At 72.0% G+C, this 4,749-nt stretch carries 3 protein-coding genes; all 3 read right to left on the reverse strand.

What is annotated here, in order from left to right; all coding sequences use genetic code 11:
* Positions 1–141 precede the first annotated feature (141 nt).
* Positions 142–3,225 carry an efflux RND transporter permease subunit gene (locus AC1D01_RS21285; protein ID WP_477869803.1) on the reverse strand — a complete coding sequence of 1,028 codons (3,084 nt, stop codon included), beginning with the start codon at positions 3,223–3,225 and terminating at the stop codon, positions 142–144.
* Positions 3,222–4,328 carry an efflux RND transporter periplasmic adaptor subunit gene (locus AC1D01_RS21290; protein WP_477869805.1) on the reverse strand — a complete coding sequence of 369 codons (1,107 nt, stop codon included), beginning with the start codon at positions 4,326–4,328 and terminating at the stop codon, positions 3,222–3,224. The genes AC1D01_RS21285 and AC1D01_RS21290 overlap by 4 nt, the downstream gene beginning before the upstream one ends.
* Positions 4,325–4,749 (reverse strand): TolC family protein (locus AC1D01_RS21295; protein ID WP_477869807.1); only part of this gene is annotated, 425 nt, incomplete at its 5' end. The genes AC1D01_RS21290 and AC1D01_RS21295, both read right to left, overlap by 4 nt.

Consider the following 4,749-nt stretch of genomic DNA (forward strand, 5'->3'; position numbering starts at 1 on the left):
GCCTTCGGCGCCCTCGCGGTCGCCGTGCTGCTCGGSCTGCTCTACCCGCTGCTGGGCGCTTCGATGCTGGTCGCGCTGCTCGTCGATGCTGTCGTCCCGCAGCGCTGGCACGCGCGGCTCGGGCTCTAGCCGCATCGCGGTCTACGAACGCGCCCTTCGTGTCCGGGAGGATGTCGCTCTGCGCAGCCTCCGCCCGAGGTCATCCACATAGGTGATCACGACCGGGATCACCAGCAAGCTCAGCAGCGTCGAGGAGATCAGCCCGCCGATCACGACGATCGCCATCGGCGCGCGGAAGCTCGGGTCGCCGCCCCAGCCGAGCGCCACCGGCAGCATGCCGGCCCCCATCGCGATGGTGGTCATCACGATGGGGCGGGCACGCTTGCGACACGCATCGACGACCGCGTCGGCACGGCTCAGGCCGTGCTGCTCGCGGGCGATGACGGCATAGTCCACCAGCAGGATCGAGTTCTTCGTCGCGATGCCCATCAGCATGATCAGGCCGATCATCGACGGCATCGACATCGACGACCCTGTCACGTACAGCGCCAGGAAGGCGCCCGGCACCGACAGCACCAGCGCCGCGAGGATCGTCACCGGCTGCACGAAGTCCCTGAACAGCAGCACCAGCACGACATAGATGCACAGCACCCCCGTGAGCATGGCCATGCCGAACCCATAGGCCAGCTCGGCCATGTTCTCGGCGTCGCCGCTCGCGCTGTGCGTCACCCCGGGCGGCAGCTGCTGCAGGCTGGGCAGCGCCAGGGCGGCCTGCTCCACCTCGCTCAAGGGCCGGCCGTTCAACTCGACCTCGAGATTGACGTTGCGGCTGCGGTCACGGCGGGAGATCTGGGTGGGCCCGCTCGCCACCTCGAGCGACGCGACGCTCTCCAGCGCCACCGGTCCGCGTGCACCCGGCACCGGCAATTGCCTGAGCGTGTCGATGTCCTGCCGCGCCGCACCCGCCAGCTTCACCACCACCGGCACCTGCCGCTCGCCGAGGTTCAGCCTGGCGAGCTCCTGGTCGTGGTCGCCGGTCGTCGCCACGCGCAGCGTCTCGGCGATCGCGGCCGACGTGACGCCCAGGTCGGCCGCACGCGCGAAATCGGGGCGCACCACCAGTTCCGGTTGCACCAGGCCCGCGCTGGACGTGACGGCACCGATGCCGGGGAGGGCTCGCAACTCGCGCTCCACCTGCGCGGCGGCCTGGGCCAGCACCCGGCCATCGTCGCCAGCGAGCACCATCACGTAGTTCTCGCTGGAATCGCTGCCGACACTGATCCGCGTGCCGGGCAAGCCCGCCAGGGCCTCGCGCAACTGCTGCTCGATCTGCTGCTGGCTCAGTCCGGCACGGTCACGGCGATGCGACAGGTTCACCGTCAGCACCGCATTGCGCACGCTGCCGGCCACCGGGCCGTCGTCGGCCGGCCCCGAATCGCTGCGGCTGCCGCCGACGGCGGTGTAGATGGTCCGGGCGTGCGCGTTGCGGCGCACGATCGCGCGCGCCCGCTCGGCGAGGGCCAGCGTGTCTGCGAGCGTGCTGCCGGGCGGCAGGGTCAGCGACACCTGGGTCTGCACCCCGTCGTCCGACGGCATGAAAGCGCCCGGCAGCGTGGACGCCACGAACAGGCCGAGCCCGAAGAACAGGGATGCCAGCAGCAGCGTGAGCCCGCGGTGCCGCAGGCACCAGCGCGCCCAGCCCAGGTAGGCGCCCATCCAGCGCGGCTCGGCCTCGCCCTGCTGGCGCGGCGCCTTCAGCAGGTAGGCGGCCATCATCGGCGTGAGCATGCGGGCGACGACGAGCGAGAAGAACACGGCGATGGCCGCCGTCCAGCCGAACTGCACGAAGAACTTGCCGACCACGCCCCCCATGAAGGCCGTCGGCAGGAACACGGCGATGAGCGTGAAGGTCGTCGCGATGACCGCCAGGCCGATCTCGTCGGCCGCCTCCATCGCCGCCCGGTACGGACTCTTGCCCATGCGCAGGTGGCGGGCGATGTTCTCGACCTCGACGATGGCGTCGTCCACCAGCACGCCGATCACCAGCGACAGCGACAGCAGCGTCACCGTGTTGAGCGTGAAGCCCATCAGGTGCATCACCGCAAAGGTGGGAACGACGGACAGCGGCAAGGCCACCGCCGCCACGAAGGTCGAGCGCCAGTCGCGCAGGAACACGAACACCACCAGCACCGCCAGTGCCGCGCCTTCGTAGAGCAGGCCCATCGAGCCCTCGTAGTTCTCCTGCACCGGGTCGATGGCGCTGACGGCCTCGACCAGCTCGATGCCGGGATGCGCGGCCTTCAGATCGCGCAGCGCAGCGCGCACGCCGGCAGCCACCTCCAGCTCGCCCGCACCGCGCGCGCGCGTGATCTCGAAGCCGACCACCGGCTTGCCGTCCAGCCATGCCGCGGAACGCGCATCGGCGCTGCCGTCGACCACCGTCGCGACCTGGTCGAGCCGCAGCGGCCGGCCATCGGTCAACACGAGTTCGACGGCGGCCAGCGCCTCGGCCGATTGCACCGTGGCCAGCGTGCGCACCTGCTGCTCGGTGCCCCCCAGGTCGGCACGGCCCCCCGCGGCGTCCTGCTGCACCTGACGCAACTGCCTCGAGATGTCTGCCGCCGAGGCATTCAGCGCGAGCAGCCGTGCCGGGTCGAGCTCGACCCGGACTTCGCGCGTGACGCCCCCGACGCGGCGCACCGCGCCGACGCCCGGCACCGCAACCAGCGCCTTGCTGACCTGCTGGTCCACGAACCACGACAGCGCCTCTTCATCCAGGCGCGGCGAGGTCACCGTGTAGGTGAGGACGGGCCCGCCGGCGGTCGTTGTCTTCTGGATCACCGGATCGCGCAGGTCGGCCGGCAGCTCGCCCCGAACGCGCGCCACCGCATCGCGCACATCGTCCAGCGCCTCCTGCGACGGCTTCTCGATCTGGAAGTCGACAGAGATGATGGCCGTGCCGTCGGTCAGCTCGGTGTCGATGTGCTTGACGCCTTGCAGCGTGGCCAGCGAGTTCTCGATCCTGCGCGCGACATCGGTCTCGAGCTGCGACGGCGAGGCCCCCGGCAGCGAGACGGTGATCGTCACCGTGGACAGATCCATGTCCGGGAAGTTCTGCACGCGCATCGCCGCGAAGCCCATCAGGCCGGCGAACGCGAGCAGCACGAACAGCAGGATGCCCGGGGTCGGATTGCGGATCGACCAGGAGGACACGTTGAAGTTCATGGCGCGACCACCTTCACCAGGTCCCCGTCGCCGAGGAACACCCCTCCGCTGGCGACGACCTGGCTGCCGGCCTCGACGCCCGCGAGGATCTCGACGCGGTCCCCGGCGCGCCGGCCGAGCTTCACCTTGGTCTGCAGCACCCTGGCGTCGCGCCCGACGCGCAACACGTAGTCGAAGCCCTCCCTCTGCAGCACGGCGGCTTGCGGCAGCGTGAGCGCCGGCGTGCCCTGCCCGACCTCGATCTCGCCGCGCGCGAACATGCCGGCGCGTGCCGTGCTGCCCGCCGGCAGGTCGACGTAGACGACACCCTTGCGCGTCTGCGTGTCCACCGCCGGTGCGAGCATGCGCACCGTGCCGCGGATGGCCTCGCCGCCCACCGGCGTGACGGTCGCCGGCTGGCCCGGCGCGAGCCGCGCGAGCTGCGGTGCCGCCACCTCGGCGCGCCACTCGATGCGCCCGCGCAGGATGAGCCGGAACAGCTCCTGTCCGGTCGGCAGCACGGCGCCGATCGTGGCGCTGCGCGCGGAGATCACGCCGTCATCGGGCGCGCGCACCTGGGTCTGCGCGAGGCGCAGTTCCTGCGTCCGGGCCGTGGCCCGGGCCGCCTCCCGGCGCGCCCGGGCCATGCGTTCGGCCGTCAGGTACTGGTTGATCTGCTGCGCGGAGAGCGCCCCGCTGGACTGCAGGTCGCGCGCCCGCTGCGCGTTGGCCGCGGCCTCGGCCAGCGCGGCCTCGGATTCGGCCAGCGCGGCCAGGCTGTGCGCGAACTCGGTGGCGACCGCGGCGGGCTCGAAAGTCGCCAGCACCTGCCCGCGCCGCACGCGGTCGCCGACATTGACCGCGACGCGGGTCAGGCGCAAGCCGTCGGCCTCCKTCCCGATGCTGGCTTCCTGCCAGGCCGCGATGCTGCCGTTGGCGGCGATGCGAACCGGCAGCGTGGCCGGCTCGGGTTGGATGACGGTCACCGCCAGCACGGGCCGGGCCGCCGGCGGCGTGTTCGCGGCCTGTGCGCCGGCCACCTGCTCCGCGATGCCTGCGATCACGCAGGCGAACACGAAAAGGAGTGGCGCGAAGCGCCACGGCGATCGATGCGGGTTCTTCATGGGTCGATGTCCTCCATGCGCCAGCCACCGCCGATGGCCCGGTAGGTGTCGACCCAGGCCAGCACCGAATCGCGCTGCTGCTCGACGACGGCGCCGCGTGCGGCGACCAGGCTGCGGCGGGCGTCCTCGAGCTCGAACAGGCTCGCCAGCCCGCCGCGGTAGCGCGCCTCGGTGGCCTGGTACGCGCGGTCGAACCCGGCGACGGCGGTGCGCACGTCGTCGCCGCGCGCGGCAGCGCCGTGCAGCGAGACCAGTGCGGTCTCCACCTCTCGCACGGCGACGCGCAGGCGGGCGGCGTAAACCACGCGTGCCGATTCGTGGCGGACCAGGGCGGCTTCGGCATGGGCGCGGCGCACGCCGGCATCGAAGAGCGGCAGCGTCACGGCGACGGGGCCGATGCGCCACACGGTGCCGTCGGTGC

The sequence above is a fragment of the Rhizobacter sp. P3_B12 genome (assembly GCF_056402895.1).